18 protein-coding genes are annotated in these 20,078 nt (G+C 38.7%); 8 read left to right on the top strand and 10 right to left on the bottom strand.

Annotation, left to right across the window (positions count from 1 at the left end; translation table 11 throughout):
* Positions 1–70 precede the first annotated feature (70 nt).
* The 5 genes from PSE83_RS03755 to yieE all read right to left on the bottom strand — a co-directional run bounded on the left by PSE83_RS03755 (position 71) and on the right by yieE (position 6,114).
* Positions 71–859 (bottom strand): ABC transporter ATP-binding protein, encoded by a 789-nt coding sequence (locus tag PSE83_RS03755; protein WP_272660672.1) that lies wholly within the window; start codon positions 857–859, stop codon positions 71–73.
* Complete coding sequence (locus PSE83_RS03750; RefSeq protein WP_004253151.1) at positions 853–1,947, bottom strand: FecCD family ABC transporter permease; 1,095 nt, start codon at positions 1,945–1,947, stop codon at positions 853–855. Before PSE83_RS03750 ends, PSE83_RS03755 begins: the two co-directional genes overlap by 7 nt.
* A gap of 19 nt (positions 1,948–1,966) precedes the next feature.
* Positions 1,967–3,103: an ABC transporter substrate-binding protein gene (locus PSE83_RS03745; RefSeq protein ID WP_036957608.1), complete on the bottom strand. Its 1,137-nt coding sequence runs from the start codon at positions 3,101–3,103 to the stop codon at positions 1,967–1,969.
* A gap of 250 nt (positions 3,104–3,353) precedes the next feature.
* On the bottom strand, positions 3,354–4,844 hold the full coding sequence (locus PSE83_RS03740; protein ID WP_004253146.1) for an amino acid permease: 1,491 nt from the start codon (positions 4,842–4,844) through the stop codon (positions 3,354–3,356).
* Positions 4,845–5,250: 406 nt separating this feature from the next.
* Positions 5,251–6,114, bottom strand: a complete 864-nt coding sequence (gene yieE, locus PSE83_RS03735; protein ID WP_004253145.1) for a DNA-binding transcriptional regulator YeiE — start codon at positions 6,112–6,114, stop codon at positions 5,251–5,253.
* Between the two features lie 194 nt (positions 6,115–6,308).
* Here yieE and PSE83_RS03730 point away from each other — a divergent pair, with 194 nt between their 5' ends.
* Positions 6,309–7,388, top strand: a complete 1,080-nt coding sequence (locus PSE83_RS03730; protein WP_272660668.1) for a YeiH family protein — start codon at positions 6,309–6,311, stop codon at positions 7,386–7,388.
* A gap of 100 nt (positions 7,389–7,488) precedes the next feature.
* The gene (gene nfo, locus PSE83_RS03725; RefSeq protein WP_036957604.1) at positions 7,489–8,334 is read left to right on the top strand and encodes a deoxyribonuclease IV; all 846 of its coding nucleotides are present in this window, start codon (positions 7,489–7,491) and stop codon (positions 8,332–8,334) included.
* Positions 8,335–8,397: 63 nt separating this feature from the next.
* Here nfo and fruK read toward each other — a convergent pair whose 3' ends face one another.
* Positions 8,398–9,333 carry a 1-phosphofructokinase gene (fruK, locus tag PSE83_RS03720; RefSeq protein WP_198633323.1) on the bottom strand — a complete coding sequence of 312 codons (936 nt, stop codon included), beginning with the start codon at positions 9,331–9,333 and terminating at the stop codon, positions 8,398–8,400.
* A gap of 164 nt (positions 9,334–9,497) precedes the next feature.
* On the opposite strand from fruK, the gene PSE83_RS03715 reads away from it, so the two are divergent.
* From PSE83_RS03715 to yeiP, 3 genes are all read left to right on the top strand, one after another.
* Entirely contained in the window at positions 9,498–9,935 is a 438-nt protein-coding gene (locus tag PSE83_RS03715; RefSeq protein WP_004253127.1) for a nucleotide triphosphate diphosphatase NUDT15, read from the top strand.
* 160 nt (positions 9,936–10,095) lie between these two features.
* Positions 10,096–11,340: a tryptophan permease gene (mtr, locus tag PSE83_RS03710; protein WP_196724964.1), complete on the top strand. Its 1,245-nt coding sequence runs from the start codon at positions 10,096–10,098 to the stop codon at positions 11,338–11,340.
* A 153-nt stretch (positions 11,341–11,493) separates the two neighbouring features.
* Positions 11,494–12,066: an elongation factor P-like protein YeiP gene (yeiP, locus tag PSE83_RS03705; RefSeq protein WP_004253124.1), complete on the top strand. Its 573-nt coding sequence runs from the start codon at positions 11,494–11,496 to the stop codon at positions 12,064–12,066.
* 136 nt (positions 12,067–12,202) lie between these two features.
* Here the strand turns inward: yeiP and PSE83_RS03700 are convergent, their stop codons facing one another.
* Positions 12,203–12,547, bottom strand: coding sequence for a hypothetical protein (locus PSE83_RS03700; RefSeq protein ID WP_004253122.1), 345 nt, complete (start codon positions 12,545–12,547; stop codon positions 12,203–12,205).
* 336 nt (positions 12,548–12,883) lie between these two features.
* Between PSE83_RS03700 and PSE83_RS03695 the strand changes: the two genes are divergently transcribed.
* Together PSE83_RS03695 and mepS are read left to right on the top strand one after the other, a co-directional pair.
* A complete protein-coding gene (locus PSE83_RS03695) occupies positions 12,884–13,483 on the top strand; it encodes a YrbL family protein (protein WP_094960616.1) in 600 nt (199 codons plus the stop codon).
* Positions 13,484–14,298: 815 nt separating this feature from the next.
* Complete coding sequence (mepS, locus tag PSE83_RS03690; protein ID WP_004253117.1) at positions 14,299–14,883, top strand: bifunctional murein DD-endopeptidase/murein LD-carboxypeptidase; 585 nt, start codon at positions 14,299–14,301, stop codon at positions 14,881–14,883.
* A gap of 260 nt (positions 14,884–15,143) precedes the next feature.
* Here the strand turns inward: mepS and PSE83_RS03685 are convergent, their stop codons facing one another.
* From PSE83_RS03685 to rsuA, 3 genes are all read right to left on the bottom strand, one after another.
* The gene (locus PSE83_RS03685) at positions 15,144–15,485 is read right to left on the bottom strand and encodes a hypothetical protein (protein ID WP_004260080.1); all 342 of its coding nucleotides are present in this window, start codon (positions 15,483–15,485) and stop codon (positions 15,144–15,146) included.
* A 629-nt stretch (positions 15,486–16,114) separates the two neighbouring features.
* Positions 16,115–17,299, bottom strand: coding sequence for a Bcr/CflA family multidrug efflux MFS transporter (locus PSE83_RS03680; RefSeq protein ID WP_036958095.1), 1,185 nt, complete (start codon positions 17,297–17,299; stop codon positions 16,115–16,117).
* A gap of 18 nt (positions 17,300–17,317) precedes the next feature.
* Positions 17,318–18,025, bottom strand: coding sequence for a 16S rRNA pseudouridine(516) synthase RsuA (rsuA, locus tag PSE83_RS03675; RefSeq protein ID WP_004260064.1), 708 nt, complete (start codon positions 18,023–18,025; stop codon positions 17,318–17,320).
* Between the two features lie 223 nt (positions 18,026–18,248).
* On the opposite strand from rsuA, the gene PSE83_RS03670 reads away from it, so the two are divergent.
* Positions 18,249–20,006 carry a DEAD/DEAH box helicase gene (locus PSE83_RS03670; RefSeq protein WP_004260062.1) on the top strand — a complete coding sequence of 586 codons (1,758 nt, stop codon included), beginning with the start codon at positions 18,249–18,251 and terminating at the stop codon, positions 20,004–20,006.
* The last annotated feature ends 72 nt before the right edge of the window (positions 20,007–20,078 follow it).

Genomic DNA, 20,078 nt, shown 5'->3' with positions numbered 1-20,078 from the left:
TAATATTGCATCCTCTCATTTTATTTAATGTGCTTGCCGAGTGCTGCAAGCACATTATTCTATTACGATATTAACTTGCTAATTTATCAACCAGCCCATCTATTAGGACTTGCGGAACACCTTGCGAACAACGTTCGATACGACCGCGTACACCATAGACCTCAGCAAGGCTTTCAGGGGTAATTACCTCAGCAGGTTCACCTTGAGCAATTAAATTACCTTGCTTCAACATTAATACATGTTCTGCGTGTTTGAGAGCAATGTTAATATCATGAACCACCACAACCGTGATTATATTTCGACGTTTCGTTTCTTTCGCGACTAAATCCATCACATGATATTGGTAATTTAAATCCAGTGCACTTAAAGGTTCATCTAATAACAATAAGTTGGGTTGACGAATTAAAGATTGTGCCAAACCCACTAATTGTTTTTGACCACCTGAAAGTTGGTCTAAATAACTTAACGCCAAATGTTCAATACCCAATTGACGTAATAACCCCATCACTTCGTCTTTACTATTCTCATTGCTCAAACCGCCTGAAGCACGTTGAGCAACAATCACTGACTCTAAAACATACAGATGTACACCAGCAGGTAACGTTTGCGGTAAATACACCACATTTTGTGCTCGTTGGGCAAAACTCTGTTGAGTTAAGTCCTTGCCATCCAGTAACAGCTGCCCTGTAGCTTTATTTAACCCCGCCAAAGAACGCAATAATGTGGATTTGCCACTACCATTGGGCCCAAGTAATACCGTGATCTTGCCGCGAGGTAAGATATCCGTCGATAGGTTCTCAATTACGGGGCGTTTTGGGTAACCTGCATTAAATTGGTTAATAATCAGGCCACTCATGATACGTTCCCTCTATGACGTAAAATAATGCTTAAGAAGAACGGCACACCCACTAACGATGTCACAATCCCAACAGGAATAATCACACCCGGAATAATATTCTTCGACGCTATTGAGGCCATTGATAAGATTAACGCCCCAATTAATGCACTTGCTGGCAGATAAAAACGGTGATCTTCACCAAAAATCAACCTTGCAATATGCGGTGCGACTAAACCAATAAAGGCGATAGGCCCCACAAACGCCACCGCTAAAGCCGATAAAATACTAATACGTAATAATGTTGTTAGCCTTAAACGGCGCACATCAATACCGAAACTGATCGCCCTATCTTCACCCAACCTTAAAGCCGTTAATTTCCATGAACTCATCATGGCAACCGGGAAAACAAGCGCGAAAACCAATGCCATCACACCAAGTTTTACCCATGTTGCTTTTGATAAACTGCCCATCGTCCAAAAGACTAAACCCTGCAAGGTATCTTCTGTTGCGATGAATTGCATCATAGAAACCAATGCATTAAAGGTAAACACAAGTGCAATACCGAACAATACGACACCTGAGGTTGCTACACGCGTCCAGCGAGTTACCGCGTCTAACATCAAGGCTGCTAATAATGCAAAAATAAAGGCATTGGCTGATATTACCCATTGGTCAGGCACGCCTGGAATTGCAATCCCTGAAACAATCGCCAATGCGGCACCAAAAGCCGCCGCATTAGATACCCCTAGTGTAAATGGGCTCGCTAACGGGTTATTAAGGATCGTTTGCATCTCAGCACCAGCAAGTCCTAATGACATACCAATCACCACGGCCATCAATGCATATGGCAGACGGATATCCCAAACAATGACTCGAGTTCCTGCATCAACTGCTTCTGGGGTCATTAAGGTTTGCCATAAGCGTTCAAGGGATAACCCTGAAGGACCTAAGGTGAAATCAATAACCAGTGATAATAAAATCGCAGCGACGATAACAGCTATCCATGTCAATCGACGACGCAACATATTTTGATAATGTTGTTTTACATTGTTGTCAGCCTGAATCGCTGCTTTTTCAGCCGCAACTATTGGCTCGCTCGTAATACTCATCAATTCTTACCCATTTTCATTACTTTTCGCTGACCCAATATACACCGGTTGGTTCGATAGCGAGAAACTCTCTATGTAATTCATCCAGTGTTTTTTGCGGTTCAAGATCGGTAAATTGTTCTGGGTAAAACCATTTGGCGAAAACTTGCGTCGCAATCACATTGTATGGAGAGTTATAGTAATTGTGCCAGATAGCATAATCTTGCTTATCTTTTATGGCTGATAGCGAGCTAATTCCTTTACGTTCAGTTATTTTTTTCAGGCTTTCTTTCGCATCAGCTAATGAACTTTGCGCCCCTAATTGAACGCCTGCATCTTTACTTCCCGGTGCTTTTGCTCCAGATGCAATGTAAATATTTGGGTCCGCAGCAATGATTTTCTCTAAGTTCATCGTACCAAGCGCGCCCGGCAAAACGCCTTTAGCAATATTTTTACCACCAGCTAAATCAATAAAGTTCCCCATATTTCCATCGCCAGCGGTACCACAGCAATCTTCAAAAGCACCAGCACGTAATTCAATAAAAACACTTGGTTTTTTATCTTCTGGTATTTTAGAAGTAATATCAGTGACTAATTTTTGGTTTCTTTCATAAAAATCGACATATTTATTTGCTGCCTGTTCGCGGTTTAACGCTTTACCAAGTAAACGCATACTTGGTAATGTGTTTTCCAGTGGTTTATCACGGAAATCCACAAATACAACAGGCACGCCGGCTTTCTCAAGCTGGTTAACTAATTCACTGTTTTTACCCGGCCCATGGCCTGACAAACCAAAAATCGCAATATCAGGGTTTAGGGTTAATACTTTTTCTGAACTGACGCTATCTGCGCTGGTATTACCAATCAGTGGAATATTGTCAATTTCAGGGAATTTAGCTTTATAAACAGCGTAGGTTTGAGGGTCTAGTTTTCGAAGGTCACCTTGCCAACCGACAATTCGGTCAATAGGTTTATCACCTTCCAGCAGAGCTATTGCACTAAACAGGCGCCCTTCACCTAATAAAATGCGATTAACATTATCAGGAACCTCAACAGTACGGCCTGCAATATCAGTCACTGTTGCAGCCCAAGCGCTCATACTGGCACTTGCTAATAACGCTAAACCTATTCCTTTTACTACCGACCTAGCTACAGACTTCTTGGCTACCGACGACATAGTATTAAGCTCCACTATTAACCTCATTGACTTACCTTTTTTTTATGCGGTAACAATAAAGCAAATAAGAATACTTATCAATACGATTATTAGTTTAATCATGACTTTCATCAATGGAATTCTGTGACCATTATCGTAAAGCCAAACATTCAGCCTATTTTACCGCCAAAATGCAGGTTTGTTGCGCTATATATAAAAAAACAGCACCCTATAAAGAGTGCTGTTTTTTATGATAGATATTCTAAGAATATTATTTATCTAAATTTTCTCGGTAACTTGGAAAGCTCATATCTTTATAGCGAATAAACGTTGTTTTCTTCACTATCTTATAACCAAACCAAATTGCTAAAAACAGCGGAATTCCAATATAAGTTGCCGTAACCCCTACCCAATCAATTTTATCTTCTAAAAAGGCTTGGTAGTTTTGGCCTAATGTAATTGTTAAACACAAAATAAAGGCAAAAATAGGACCAATTGGGAAGAAACCTGAACGATAAGGTAAGTCATTAAGATCTTTCCCTTGTGCAATATAGCCTCTACGGAAACGATAATGGCTAATTGCAATACCTAACCAAGCAATAAACCCTGTCATCCCCGATGTATTTAATAGCCACAAGTACACCGTCTGGTTTCCAAACATGGAACTCAAGAAACATAAGCCCGCAATAACCGTCGTTGCTAACAACGCATAACGAGGTACGCCACCTTTAGATAAACGAGCGAAAATACGTGGTGCTTTACCTTCACGCGCTAAGGTATACAACATACGCGTTGATGCGTACATACCCGAGTTACCTGCCGATAATACTGCCGTTAAGATAACCGCATTCATCACCGCAGCAGCAGATAATAAACCTGCATTTTCAAATACTAAAGTGAATGGACTCACACTAATATCTTTTACATCATTACGCAGTAAGCTTGGATCAGTATAAGGAATGATCAAACTAATAATTAAGATTGCAAAGATATAGAATAACAATATCCGCCAAAATACTTTGCGTACTGCTTTGGGAATATTTTTGGCAGGATCTTTCGATTCCCCCGCAGCAATACCGATTAATTCAGTTCCTTGGAATGAGAACCCAACTATCATTGCCACGCCAATCATTGCTGAAAAACCACCCGCAAAAGGTGCATCACCAATTTCCCAGTTATGCCACCCGGCATTTTCCGCACCGCTCATGATGCCAAAAATCATTAATACGCCAACAACAATAAAAATAACGACTGTGGTGACTTTTATTAATGAGAACCAGTATTCCGCCTCACCAAACCCTTTCACAGAGATGAAATTCAGTAAGAAAATAATCGCAAGGAAAATAGCGCTCCAAATCCAACCTGGGGTATCTGGGAACCAATAGGTCATCACCAATTGAGCAGCAACTAAGTCAACTGCAATTGTTACAGCCCAGTTGTACCAGTAGTTCCACCCTAGTGCGAAACCAAAACCTTCATCGACATATTTTGCACCATAGGTTGCAAATGAGCCTGAGACAGGCATATAAGCGGCTAATTCACCTAAACTGGTCATTAAAAAATAGACCATTAAGCCAATGATAGCATAAGAAAGGAGTGCTCCACCGGGGCCTGCTTGTGCAACCGTTGCACCGGATGCAACGAATAAACCGGTACCGATAGATCCACCGATAGCAATCATCGCAAGATGGCGCGCCTTTAACTCACGGCGTAGTCTTTGTGGGCCGCCCTGCGAGATAGTATTGGTATGTTGTTCTGACATTTGTTCCCTGTATTTTATTATTCAGCTAATATCGCATGGATTCTAGCAAAATAGACTGTGAGAACTAAGCAACTCTTCACTGTTATAAGATACCTTCATAATTCATACAAAATTATAAGTAAAACGCGTTATCTCAAAAAATTCAGTATACCCTCTTAATAAGAGGACGACGTTTTATTCTCTTTATCGTGTCTGTAGCGGCAAATGTGACTGTTCAAGGCACATAAAAAGTGCAGCCAACAACGCGATAGCCTATCACTAGTGCAACACGTTCACTGCAATCCTCTATAGCTTTTAGCGTGTCGCTAGGCGGCAATTGAGACTATCCAAGGAGCATACATTAGTATGTGACTTGGGTCGTCGATTGCAGCCAACAACGCGACAGGTTAAAAGATGACGAGGATTTTTAATTACAGTAAGACAGAAGATTAGTAATCGCACTCGAAATATGCTTTTGGCGGTGATAAATCAAATATAGCGTTCTTTCTAAATGAAGGTCGTCTATTTTTAATTCGACTAGAGAGCCATTTTCTAATTGTTCTTCGATCACTCGACGTGATAAACAGCTTATACCTATCCCGTAACGAACTGCATGCTTGATAGCTTCTGAATTTCCTAGCTCCATCAAAATATGAAAGCCCGGAAGATGTGCAAATAATAGTTGGTCAAGGACATCCCGTGTACCTGACCCCCTTTCACGCAAAATCCAAGGCGCGTCACGCAAATCTTTTAAAGAGACTTTTTTATTCGCTAATGGGTTTTGGGGGGAAACAAAAATAACGAGCTCATCTTTTAACCATGCTTTAGAAATTAATTCAGGGCTATGACAAACACCTTCAATTAACCCAACATCCGCCCTAAATTCCATGACTGCCTTAATAATTTCTTCTGTATTACTAATAAAAAGCTCTAAAGGAATATCAGGGTGGTCATGACGATACCCCGCTAAGACTTCGGGTAAAATATAATTACCAATCGTTGTACTGGCAGCAAGACGCACGGCGCCCATCTCTTTTTTAAAGAGTTGCTCAACTTCTAACCCTTGCTCTAATAACGCTAACGCTTTTGGATATAAAAGTCTTCCGTGCTCATTAGTAACAAGTCGTTTACCCACACGGTCAAATAATTGAACGCCTAATTGACCTTCTAAATCCGTTAGCGACGCACTGACTGCAGATTGTGAAAGCGCTAATAACTGAGATGCTTGCGTCGTGGAGCCACTCTTTAATACTTCCGTAAAAACCTCAAGTTGCCTAAGTGTAATTCGCATAAAGGTAAGCCCCAACGTGATTTTTAGTATTTGTAATAATAATGTTAATATTAACGATTTATTTGCAATATTCCAGAAGAAACTTTCTAATCTATTTTAGTGGTAGATTATATGAAGACAATCAATTTAAATTATTATTGATTTTGTTATATCCTTATTACTAAATCTTATAAGCGGTAATAAAGAGCATTATCATGAATAAAAGTGACACCAGCACCCTTGAGCGGAATAACCTAAATCCTATATTAAAACTGATACCCGGTATTATTTTAGCCGGTATTCTGACTGCTATTGCAATTTACCTAGGTGACCAACCCTGGTTTATGGATATCGGCTTAGGTGCATTAACCCTCGCAATCTTATTAGGAATTATTGTAGGGAATACTTTTTACCCCGTAGCCAGTCAATCTTGTGATGCCGGCATTAAATTTGCTAAGCACTATTTTCTCCGTGCGGGTATAATTTTGTATGGTTTTCGCCTTACTTTCCAACAAATTACGGATGTAGGTGCTACAGGGGTTATCATTGATGCCTTAACATTAACCTCAACTTTTTTATTAGCATATTGGCTAGGTAAAAAAGTGTTCGGTCTTGATGAAGAAACCACGTTATTGATTGGTGCAGGTAGTAGTATTTGTGGCGCAGCCGCAGTCATGGCTACTGAACCCGTGGTGAAAGCTTCTGCAAGTAAAGTTGCGGTTGCCGTATCAACGGTTGTTATCTTTGGGACTATTTGTATTTTTGTTTATCCTTGGATTTACCAATTAAATGCGCACTTTGGCTGGTTTCCTGCAACAGAAGAAACTTTTGGGATTTATATCGGTTCAACAGTACATGAAGTTGCACAGGTTGTTGCAGCAGGCCACACTATTGGTACTGAGGCAGAAAATGCCTCTGTCATCGCCAAAATGATCCGTGTAATGATGCTTGCGCCTTTTTTGATTATTTTATCGGCTTTCTTAAGCCGTAAAACAACCGCAAACCAAACAACAAACACTCAGAAAAGTAAAATTACGATTCCTTGGTTCGCCGTATTTTTTATTGTTGTCGCAGGTTTCAATTCACTCAATTTACTGCCCCATGTATTCGTACAACAAATCATAGCCTTGGATACGATTTTACTGGCTATGGCAATGGTTGCTTTAGGGTTAACTACCCATGTTAGTGCTATTCGCCAAGCGGGTATTAAGCCATTACTGATGGCACTTATCCTGTTTGTTTGGTTGATTGTCGGTGGGCTCTTAATTAACATACTGATTCAAAGCATTTTTTAGCATATATTCTCCTCACTTTTAGCCACCTCAATGGGTGGCTTTTTTGTTGATTTCATTTATTTGCTTATTAATGGCATACTCCAACAAAAAGGAGTCAAAAATGAAATATATTGGAGCACATGTCAGCGCCTCTGGTGGGGTTGACCAAGCTGTTATTCGCGCACATGAAATCAATGCAACCGCTTTTGCTTTGTTCACAAAAAATCAGCGCCAATGGAAAGCTGCGCCACTAAGCGAAGACGTAATTAAGAAATTTAAAGATAACTGCAAAAAATATGGGTACGGTAAACACCAAATCCTTCCTCATGACAGCTATTTGATCAATTTAGGTCACCCCGAATTTGAGGCTCTAGAGAAATCTCGTGTCGCTTTTATCGATGAAATGCAGCGTTGTGAACAATTAGGTATTGATTTACTTAACTTTCACCCCGGTAGTCATTTAAAGAAAATTGAAATTGACGATTGTTTAGCTCGCATTGCTGAATCTATTAATATTGCCCTTGCTGAGACCGAAGGCGTGACCGCTGTAATTGAAAACACGGCGGGACAAGGCACTAACTTAGGCTTTGACTTTACGCATCTTGCAAAAATTATTGAACGGGTGAAAGATAAAAGCCGTGTAGGCGTTTGTATTGATACTTGCCACGCATTTGCCGCAGGTTATGACTTACGCACAGCCGAAGATTGTGACAACACATTTAGCCAATTTGCAGACATTGTTGGTTTTGAGTTTCTAAAGGGAATGCACCTTAATGATGCTAAAAGTGAATTTGCCAGTCGTGTTGACCGCCACCATAGTTTAGGTGAAGGGAATATTGGTTTTGTTCCATTCACGTATATTATGCAAGATAGCCGTTTCGATGGTATCCCCTTGATTTTAGAAACCATTAATCCCGATATTTGGCCGCAAGAAATTGCATGGTTGAAAGCACAGCAAAGTAGCTAATTATTGGCTTTCTAATATAACAACCCCCGCATTATCATGTGGGGGTTGTTTGAAATTCATTAACTATAACGATTTCATTTCAATTTTTGCCATCATATCCGCTAATTTGTTTCTATTTTTTAAACCGACATCTGGCTGAGAAACGGATAGTGCAGAAATTGCGGTCGCCATACGTAACGTATGCTCGCTGGACTCACCATTGAGTAACCCATAAGCTAGCCCTGCTACCATCGAGTCACCAGCCCCAACCGTGCTTATCACTTCACAATGTGGCGGTTTCGCCAGCCAAGAACCCGAAGCATTAACCCACAGAGCCCCTTCTTCTCCTAATGAAATAACAACATGAGAAATTCCTTTGTCTCTTAACTCATGCGCTGCGGCTACAACATCTTGTAAATCTGGCAGTTTTCGGCCAACCCAACTTTCTAATTCATAACGATTAGGTTTTACTAGCCATGGTGACGCTTTCAAACCTGCCTTTAAGGCTTCTCGGCTACTATCGAAAATAATACATGGGCATAATTGGCGAAGGCGAGTCATCCAACGAGTGAATTCTTCTGGGTCAATACCACTTGGTAAACTTCCACTGACAACGACCATATCGAAATGGCCTAACCAATTAAGTGACTCTGTGGAGAAACGGTTCCAATCGTCTTTACTGACCTCAAAGCCTGAAAAGTTGAAATCCGTTGACTCCCCATTATTTTCCGTGAGTTTCACGTTAATCCGTGTACGCCCTGGCACCATACTAAAACGGTTCGCCATGCCATTTTCACTGAAAAAATGTTGAAACTCTTCTTGGTTATCCTTTCCCATAAAACCACTAACAGTGATATCAATACCTAAGTCACGGAGCACTTTTGCGACATTGACACCTTTACCACCCGCGTTGAGGCTAGCGGTTTTGACTAAATTGACTTCACCAACTTCGATAGTAGAGCATAAGCCCACAAGGTCGTAAGCAGGATTTAATGTAATTGTAGCAACCCGGCGAGTCATAACCACTAATCTCCCTTATCATGATTATCGTGTCTTTAAATTTAATTATAGTTATAACATTAAAGCATATTGTTTTCAGTGATATTTGTACTTTTTCCTGCTTGTTTTTCTACAAGATTATGTCAGGATCAGCGCGCTGAAAAATAAAATAATAAGGAGAATATATGTCTCAGCATACTCACGTCGTCGCTGGTGTTGGTGTTCTAATCACTAATAAACAGGGGCAAATTTTGATGGGCAAACGCAGTAGTAAACATGCGCCCTATTGGTCCATTTTCGGGGGACATGTGGACCCTGGTGAGTCCTTTGAAGATTGTGCCATTCGCGAAATAAAAGAAGAAATTGGTATTGATATCCAAGCTCCAACTGTTTTTGGTATCAGCAATAATTTACAGACTTATCAACAAGAAGGTAAACATACCGTTTCTATTTGTATGCATGTTGAATATAACGGTGAGGTTGAACCTCAAATTATGGAAGCAGATAAATGTGAAAACTTAATGTGGGTTTCACCTGATAAGCTCCCAGAGCCTCATTTTGAAGCTAGCCGCAATGCTGTTGACCTCTGGCTTACACAACGTTTCTATCACCACAAAGCCTAATCAAGTGTAAACGTACAACATCCTCTTTTTGTACGTTTATCATCCATCCCTTTCTAATTACTCATTTTTCCCTATTTTATTCTATTTACGATATTTACAATACTGCACTCTTACCGTATCATTTGGCTAGTACAGTGAAACGATATATTTAGGAGCCACCATGGCTATTGATGGAACAACACAACAAAAAAATCCTTCTATATTAGGAGGTGCGATGATCATTGCCGGTACTGCGGTGGGTGCAGGTATGTTTTCAATTCCTATGGTGACTTCCGGCGTATGGTTCACAGGCTCTGTCATACTGTTAATTTATACCTTTATTTGCATGTTACTTTCTGGGTTAATGATTTTAGAAGCCAATATGAATTACCCAGCTGGCGCCAGTTTCCATACTATGGTCAAAGACTTATTAGGCACGACATGGAATTCTATTAACAGTTTATCCGTTACTTTTGTGCTTTATATTCTTACTTACGCCTATATTTCTGCAGGAAGCTCTATCATCACCGCGAATTTGTCAGAAAAAATACAAATACCACAAGCGGGTGCAGGCTTTATTTTTGCATTTATTGTGGCTTTTTTTGTGTGGCTTTCTACTCGTGCTGTCGATAGGTTAAGTACCATTTTAATTGGCGGGATGGTCATCACCTTTGTTATGTCAATCGGTGGAATGATTTCAACCGCATCACCAGCTATCCTATTCAACCAAACTGAGCATGGTGAAAGCCAATATCTTCCTTATGCCTTAGCCGCATTACCCTATTTATTAACCTCATTTGGTTATCACGGTAATGTTCCTGGATTAGTTAAATATTATAATAAAGATAGCCGTAGTGTTGTTAAGAGCCTAGTTTATGGGGCTACCATTACCGTTGTTATCTATATTTTGTGGCAGTATGCGATCCAAGGAAATATTCCAAGAACGTCATTTATTGAAATCAGAGAAAATGGCAACAATATTGATGCATTACTGGCTCAAATGAATATTTCTACCCAGAGCAGCTTTATATCTCAATTTTTGAACCTGTTTTCTTATATGGCTCTAGCGAGTTCTTTCTTAGGCGTGTCTTTAGGGTTATTTGATTTTATTGCTGATTTTTTCAAATTTGCAGATAACAAATTTGGGCGCCTTAAATCTGTCTTAGTCACTTTTTTACCACCAACAATACTCGCACTGATTTTTCCTAATGGGTTTATTTATGCGATTGGTTTTGCAGGGTTGGCAGCTACTATTTGGGCAGTCATTGTCCCTGCGCTGATGGCGAAAGCAAGTCGTAAACGTTACCCTAACAACAGCTACAAAGCACCAGGTGGGAGCTTTATTATTGGCTTTGTGATCCTCTTTGGATTAATTAATGCGGTTGCTCATTTATTGTCACTATCTGGCTTACTACCTATTTATTAACCCTTTCAGTGTGGATATCGCCCTCTGGTTATATCCACACTGATATGTCACCTAAAAATTTTTCACTGAAAATTGACTTCAGCATCTTGCCTAATTCTTTATCTGCGAGTAATTTTGTCGCACTCTTTTTGACAACCCTAAAGAAGGTTATTTATGGCCAAGGCCAACGAAATCAAACGTGGTTTAGCAATTAACTACAATGGCAAATTATTACTTGTAAAAGACATTGATATTCAAGCACCTAGTGCTCGTGGAGCGAGTACATTATATAAAATGCGCTTTACTGATATCAAAACGGGCCAGAAAGTTGAAGAGCGTTTCAAAGGCGATGATATTTTAGAAACAATTTCCCTAACCCGTCGTGGAGTGAGCTTTTCTTATATTGATGGTGATGAATATGTCTTTATGGACAATGAAGACTATACTCCCTACCTTTTCAAAAAAGCCGATATTGAAGAAGAATTACTTTTCATTCCTGAAGAAGGGTTACCAGGAATGCAAGTGTTAACAATGGATGGGCAAGTTCTTGCTTTAGAGTTACCGCAAACGGTTGATATGGTCATTATTGAGACAACCCCAGCAATTAAAGGGGCTTCGGCTAGCGCACGAACTAAGCCTGCAACGATGGCTACAGGGTTAACAGTTCAGGTTCCTGAATATTTAACAACCGGTGAAAAAATTCGTATTCATATCGCTGAGCGTCGTTATATGGGCCGTTGTGATTAATTTCTGCTTTTGATTTGAAAGAAATAAGCCTTTATATGCCTATGAATTTATTGTTCATAGGCATATGTCATTAAAATTAAACATTGCATACCTTCTCATCTTAGTTTGCTATATTCAATTTGTGTTCGTCTCAAAATTAATCGTATTTTATTGTGTAAATACCTAGGGTTTTATCTTTATTAATCCAGTTGAATTGTTGAGTACCTTTTTGATTCGGAAGCAACATTTCTTGATTCTTTAGTTTACGAATATCTGCAGATGCGGTTTCCAACTTACCACTATCATTCCAGCATTTGGTTTCTACTTTATTCGCATTGGCTTCGACAATACAAGGCGCTGCTACAATAGCTCCAGTAAATCGAATAACGCCTGTATTGCTGCGTTTTACCTCACTGTTTTCAGATGCAAATACTGAAAAGCTTGAGTTCAATGCTGTTACTGCTAAAAAAGCCATTACCATTTTTTTTACTGAGCTATTCATAACGAAATTCCCGTTTAAAATTATGTTATCGTCACTTCCTGTAATTTATTTACAGTTAAAGTATTTATTTGGCTGAATTGCCTGAGGACGACATACTAATTCCAAAGGGATATTAATAATTTCATTTATAGCCGTAGTTTTTTATTTTTTGTTTTATTATTTATCAAAACAAAATATATGACTTGCCTCACACTTAATTAACCACACAAAATGCAACACTTTATAAATATAATCTATTAGCATTGGTCAATTAATTTATAAAAATCGTCGTTATGCCATTTTAGGTATATCTATATATCAAACACCTTAAATTTGTTAAAAAAAGTGTTTATTATCATGAATATGAACTTAGATAAAAAAATTTTATTACCTTCTGAAAACTTGATCGCATCAGGCAGGCAACGTGCTTGTTATCAGCATCCTGAGTATAATCACCTATGTGTAAAAGTTCATTTAAGTGGGCGAGATGATAAAGAAACATTAAGAGAGGTTCGCTATTATAAACGCTTGTATAAAAGGAATCTTACCGTAAAAACGATTTCTCATTACTATGGCACCCAGCAAACTGATCGGGGGCTAGGGTACGTATTCCAATTAATCAAAGATAAGACAGGAAATGTTTCAAATACTTTAGATTATTATCTAAAAAATAAACAAGTTTTTTTGAAACATAAAAGAAACATGAAAATTGCTTATGAGCAATTTAAAAAGAACATATACAAAGAGGCTATTACCACGATGGCGCTCAAAACTTATAACATCGTTTATCAACTAGGCTATAAACCTTATGGTCAATTTATTATTATAGATAACCTTGGCTCATCTAACCTAATCCCCATTGATTATTTCTCAACTAGAATTGCTCGTTCCACCCTAAATCGCCGGTTTGCTGATTTCGAACAACGACTTTATCGTGACTATAATCTTAAGATATAGACACATTCCTCGCCCCCTATTTTGCTGTCACCATTAAATATCTAGTTATATTGACGTATTATTAGAGTTGCTCTAACAATACATTGGTTATGAATGGTTATGGTAGAATGCTACTCACTAGTCGATATTAATATTGTGGAGAATTGCTAATAAATACAACCAAAAAATACTGATATACATACAGTGCTTTTATTTTTTAAATTATTTTCTGAGCGTTTTTTATTCTAATGGACTTTCTTAACAAAAATTAAGCTGTTTATTTGAGTACAAACACACTCCCTCTAAATAAAAACTTAAACTTCTTTACACTTCTAGTTTGAAAAGTCCTTAATTATGCAAATTCACTGAAATAACACATAGAAAAGTGTGATTTAGTTCATATTTTACTAGTTAAAAATACCATCTTTATAAGTAATATCCTTCATTGTAGACAATTGTCACATAAACCAATGGCAAATAGGCACTTTTATCTAATGTTTTGTAAATTTCACCCCTATTAACTCGCCATTTTGCTTTTGTTTATGTATGCTCTTAAAGGTTTGATTTGGTACTACTACGATGCTGAATCTTCTAAACAAAAAAATGTAAAGAATGTCTTAGTAAATTTAGTAAATATTGATATATCTCCTATACTCAATAAGTCACTAAATATGACTAGTACACTCGAAGTTTAGTGGTACTACGATAAACACTTTCTGCGAAAAACACAGTTTTGCCATCTATAATGCGTTTTTCACAGGGATAAGTTTAGTTTTTTTGTGTCTTTTTACACAATAAAGTACTAAAAAGAAAAATGGTAAGGGATATATATAAGAATGCTAACCTCTGAAAAACTTAAGCGCTATGCTTGGCGCATTGTTCCGGCAATTGCAATCGCCGTAACGCTCACAGCATGTACCAACCCAAAGTCAGCTAAAAACACACAATATACTGCTAAATCAGATACTCGTATGCTAAATGGTTCTGCGGGTGACTCGCTGACGATGGCATCTCAAGATGAATTCGAAGAGTTAGTACAAAGTGTTGATACCAAATCTAAAATAATGGATCAATACGCAAGCTGGAAAGGCGTAGCTTATCGTCTTGGTGGCACAACAAAGAAAGGTGTTGATTGCTCAAGTTTCGTACAGAGAACATTTCTTGAACAATTTGGTGTTGAACTCCCTCGTACGACCTCTGAACAAGAATCCTCCGGCAAAAGCGTAAAACGTAATAATCTAAAAGTCGGTGATATTGTTTTATTTAAAACAGGCCGTACTATGAAGCATGTTGGCATTTATATTGGTGACCAAAAATTTGTCCATGCATCAACCAGTAGTGGTGTTATCGTTTCTGAAATGACTAACTCATACTGGAGTAAAAGATATTATGCCAGCAGGCGCATTATTAATGGCTCATAAGTTTTTATAATATCCTATATCCCTTCCCAATAAAAAAGCTTCCATTTGATGGAAGCTTTTTTATTGGGAATTTTTTGACTAAACTTAGTGATAGCCATTTGATTTTTAGGTAAAAAACAACTAAAACACCAAGCCCACCTCGCGATAATACTCATTCAAAAACAAGCTTTAAACACGTAACCGAATAAAACCTGTAACTAAAATAATAATAAGTAATCAAGCCACTATAACAACTAATAAAATATTAAATATACTCAAAACTAAGCACTATAAAAACCAGAAGAAAGTTCTGCAATAGCAACGCCAGAGGCTTTTAAACGGCACATAGCTGCCAACTCATCATTAGCATGAATAAATAGGCAAATTTCTTTTTGCCACTCTAAGATCGCGTTGGCAATCTGCATATCTGATAATGATTCAGACAATTGTTGCATTGCAATACAATCTGTCGCACAGTCATGGCTAAGTAATTTCAGCCCCACAAGCTTATCGCTATCGGCATCATTCATAGGTACAACTTCAACATCCGTACCTATTTTGCCTGATAACCAGCGGTAGCTTTGCGGTAGCCTGTGCACCACCGAAAGACCTAATTTTTCCACAAAGATATCCTATTGATACATTCTAGTATTTTGCCAAGTATTGATATTTAATTTCTTACTTGACCTAACATGGGCTTAAGCCACTCATTCATCGTTCAAACCGAACTTTAAGTTATCCAAAAAGTAACATGAATGTTAAATATCGAATCTTAAATATAACATTAAAAAAACAAAATGTCGTTAAATTTTTGTGACATAAATCATTGCATATTCATTTTAATAGCAAATATCTTAAAATATAAACTAATTTTGATCGCTACATCCTAACATCTTGCATAAAACACTTAACTTTTTTTTACATTTGTGAAAAGAAAATAGTAAAAAACAGTTTATTTTTGAAGTAAATCCAAATTTTTATTAATGAATAATGTTGCAATGCATATCAAATCACAAAACATAAATTTAACAAATTCAGCTGTAATGATAATTGATTTAGATCATTTTTCACTAAAGATTATTAATACCACTGCGTTATCACTCGATTTTATCGAGCAATCACTTTTATCTCTAATAGATAAATGAATTATATGGGAAAGTAACTAGAACAAACTTTGATTAGTCCGTTATAAATAATGAAGAAGAGAATTGAGTGTTCTCAGTTTCATCCATGAAACTTGAAAACATATGATTTATTTTGTTTTTTTGGCTAGTAAAACAAATAACATTGAGAGCGCCACGCAAGCAACCATAGAGCCGACCATTGGCCATGCGCTCTGAGCAGGTATTAGTGATAACAAAGTTCCAACGAGTGCGCCAATTGAAAACCTTATTGTTCCTGCCAATGAAGAAACGGTTCCTGCAATATGTGGATAATTATCCAAGATCACTGCCATTGCGTTAGAAGTGATCATCGCTATTCCACTAACATAGATTGCAACACCGATAACCAATGTCCAAAAATCTAATGTAAATGCCGTTGTAACAAGCAACCACACGCCCATCACAAATTGGATAATAATACCAAAGTAAAGCATTTTCTCCGCGCCAAAATGCCTTACATAACGGCTATTAATGGTCGTCATAATAAACAGGAAGATGATATTGATACCAAAGTAGTAGCCGAAATTCTGTGGAGATACCCCATTTAAATCGATATACACAAAAGCGCCTGCATTTAAGAACGAAAACATTCCTGCAAAAGAAAATGAGCTCGCTAATATATAGAACAATACTTGTTTTGCTCTAAATAAAGTCGCAAATTGCCTTAATGTTGTTCCAACATGAAATTTTTGCCTTTTGGCAACGGGGAGTGTTTCCCGCACAAAACAGCTCACTAAAATAACAGCGATAACCGCAGCAATAGCGATGCTCCAAAAAATTGCATGCCATGAGAACCAGCGCATTAGCTCTCCCCCTAAAATAGGGGCTAATAACGGTGCGATTGTCATCACTAAGACAACAAAAGACATACTTCTTGAGAATTCATCACGGGTAAACATATCCCGCATAAGTGCATTAATCACAACACTTGCAGCTGCCGCGGCAAAACCATGTAAAAAACGCAACCAAATCAGTGAGTCAATCGATTCAGTGATAGCACAAGCCGCTGAAGCAATTGCAAAAACAACGACTCCACCCAAGATAACAGGTTTACGACCAATGCTATCTGCCATCGGCCCATAAAATAATTGCCCTATAGCAAAACCAAAAATGTAGCTATTGAGCGTCATTTGAATGCGCCCTTCATCTACATTAAAATAATGCATCATCGTCGGAAAGCTTGGCAGGTACATGTCGATGGCCAACGGCATTAACATCGATAATAAACCTAGAATTAGTATCAGCCCCAAATAGGATGAACGCTGCTGTTGCACTCTTTAAACTCCTGCTATTTATTTACGTGGTACGTTAATACTGTTGATCTCTTCTTCCGTCAGTGGACGGTATTCTCCGGGCTCAAGAGTCTCATCGAGCCAAATTTCACCAACGCGTTCACGATGTAACCCACAAACATGGTTCCCCACCGCAGCAAACATGCGTTTCACTTGATGATAACGCCCTTCACTAATCGTCAACCTGACATCTCTAGGGCTGATAATTTCCAGTTTTGCTGGTTTAGTTAGGTATTTTTCCCCGTTAAGCATAACGCCCTGAGCAAACTGCTCGGCAACATCATTGGCGATATCGTCACTCAATTGAACTCGGTATGTTTTTTCACAATGATGCTTCGGTGAAGTAATGCGATGTGACCACTGACCATCATCAGTTAATAAGACAAGCCCCGTTGTATCGATATCTAAACGCCCTGCTGAATGCAGTTTTTGTGCGAGAGGCTCATCAATAAAAAAAAGAATTGTTGGATGTGTTGGGTCATCTGTTGAGCAAATATAGCCTTGTGGCTTATGTAACATAAAATAACGCGGCCCAGTAACTTGCACGAGGACATTACCATCATAAGCGACTTCATGATCAATCGTAACTTGAAAGGCCCCTGACTTAACGATTTCATCATCAACCGTTACGAGCCCTGCGCGCAATTCTCGCGCTACCAAACTTCGGCTTATCCCTAATTGCTGGGACAAAAATTTATCCAGTCGCATAGATTCTCTTAACTTGATGGAATGCCAGCGAAGCGTACAATAACGCTCAACTGTCAGAATATAGAGTGAAAGGTTGTTGTGATTGCTATCACATAATTCATTATAACAATAACCCCTGTGAAGTGATAGTTTCACCGCAGCAACTTACATCTTTAGACAGAGTCATCGTTTTAAATTAAATTTAACGTCATTCACCTGATTTAATTACATAATACTGAATAATATGCCTTTTGTATTACGCCCTTACCAACAAGAAGCTGTCGATGCGACAGTTGATTATTTCCGCAAGCAGACTGCCCCTGCCGTGATTGTCTTACCAACAGGAGCAGGTAAAAGCTTAGTGATTGCCGAATTGGCTCGGCTTGCTCGTGGGCGAGTGTTGGTATTAGCCCATGTGAAAGAATTAGTTGAGCAGAACCATGCTAAGTACCTCGCATATGGCCTACAAGCCGATATATTTGCCGCAGGCCTGAACCGCAAAGAATCTCAAAGCAAAGTGGTTTTCGGTAGTGTGCAATCCGTTGCTCGCAATCTTAAGGCATTTGACGCACATTTTTCCCTAGTGATTATTGATGAGTGTCACCGTATAAGTTTGAATGATAAGAGCCAATACCAACAAATTATTCAAGTTTTACAAGCTAATAACCCTTCATTACGTATTTTAGGATTAACAGCCACCCCATACCGCCTTAACAGTGGCTGGATTTACCAATACCATTACCATGGCATGGTACGTGGTGATGAAAATTGTTTTTTCCGAGAGTGTATTTATGAACTCCCCCTACACTATATGATTAAAAACAAATTCTTAGTTCCACCTGAACGCTTAGACATGCCTGTTTTACAATATGATTTTAGCCAAGTTTCACTAACATCATCGGGTATTTTTAACGAACAAGAACTTAATTTGTCATTAAAAAAACAACAACGCATTACGCCTAAAATTATTGAGCAAGTTATTGAATATGCAACACCGTTACAAGGCTGCATGATCTTTGCTGCGACGGTCGAGCATGCCAAAGAAATTCTGAGTTATCTACCGAAGAATAGTGCGGCATTAGTGACGGCTGAAACCCCAGCAATTGATAGGCAAGCAATTATTAAGCAATTTAAAAATAAAGAATTACATTATCTCGTTAACGTTTCAGTATTAACAACAGGGTTTGATGCGCCTCATGTCGATGTGATTGCTATTTTGCGGCCAACAGAGTCAGTCAGCTTATACCAACAAATTGTTGGCCGAGGATTACGCCTTTATGAGGGAAAAACACGCTGTTTAATCTTAGATTACGCAGGTAATCCACACGATTTATTTCGGCCTGAAGTGGGGTCAAGTCAACCAAATTCAACCAGTGTGCCTGTGCAAGTTTTTTGCCCATTATGCCAATTTGCGAATATTTTTTGGGGAAAATGTACCTCTGATGGGCAAATTATTGAACATTACGGCCGGCGCTGCCAAGGCTGGGAAGAAGATGAAAATAAGCAGAAAAAACAATGTGAATTTCGTTTTCGCTTTAAACAATGTCCACACTGTGGTGCAGAAAATGATATAGCGGCTCGTCGCTGTCAAAAATGCCAAGAAGTGCTTACCGACCCTGACGATATGCTAAAAGCCGCCTTAAAACTCAAAGATGCGTTAATTATTCGTTGTGGTGGTATGCAATTCATTACAGGGAGTGATAACAAAGGTGAATGGATTAAAATCAATTATTATGATGAAGATGGAACCTGTGTTTCAGAACGTTTTCGCCTAGCCACACCCGCACAAAAACGCGTGTTCGAATATCGTTTTTTACGTGAGCATCAGCGTGCCCCAGGTGTTCCGTTTAAGTGGAATAATGCAAATGATATATTAGTGCAACAATCTTTATTACGATATCCCCAATTTATTGTCGCGCGCAAAAAAGAACGCTTTTGGGAAATTCGAGAGAAAATCTTCGATTATCAAGGGCGTTTTCGCGTTGCTGCTCCCCTGTCATAACGCGAAAATGATCATAATGATTGCTGGATGGCCGATTTTTCGTTAAAATGCCGCCCGCCTTCCGATATCTTG

This window comes from Providencia sp. PROV150, from assembly GCF_028481025.1.
GTDB lineage: Bacteria > Pseudomonadota > Gammaproteobacteria > Enterobacterales > Enterobacteriaceae > Providencia > Providencia hangzhouensis.
Note: the sequence above shows the minus strand (reverse complement) of the source record. Positions and strands in the feature narration are given on the sequence as shown.